Annotated in this window: 1 rRNA gene; it reads right to left on the bottom strand. The window is 57.3% G+C overall.

The window, feature by feature from the left end:
* Window positions 1–121 (bottom strand): 23S ribosomal RNA (locus tag MKL01_RS19840); the annotation flags it as partial.
* Window positions 122–511 lie beyond the last annotated feature (390 nt).

Below are 511 nucleotides of genomic sequence, written 5' to 3'. Positions count from 1 at the left end.
CATTCGGAAATCCCTGGATCAAAGCTCGTTCGCAGCTCCCCAAGGCTTATCGCAGCGTACCACGTCCTTCATCGCCTCTCAGCGCCAAGGCATCCACCGAATGCTCTTAAGGCACTTGATCGCTCTCGTGATCGATGTCCGTTCTTTTGTCACTGGGTCCTGAGGATCCAGCGCAAAAAACCGACACGGTCACAAAAAGACCAGTGGCAGATCCGTTTCCGGACCCACCACCGTATGCTTGCCGAACATGACCGCCAGGGTTGACAAATCTCTCTGCCCCAACGGCCACATTCTCGCTGCACGAGGTGAGTGATTGTTTTCGCCTGACAGCACGAACAACCGAACCTGACGCTGCTGTCTGATCATCGCTGCGGCAAACGGAGTCTACAGATAACGGCGTCGAGACCTCGTTAGGAACGCCCCCGCCATAGCGGCGCGTAGGCCCACACAAATGGGGGAGACAGGCGGGATCGAACCGACGACCTCATGCTTGCAAAGCACGCGCTCTCCC

The sequence above is a fragment of the Methylobacterium sp. J-070 genome, from assembly GCF_022829385.1.
GTDB lineage: Bacteria > Pseudomonadota > Alphaproteobacteria > Rhizobiales > Beijerinckiaceae > Methylobacterium.
This window is presented reverse-complemented; position numbering and strand designations above follow the sequence as displayed.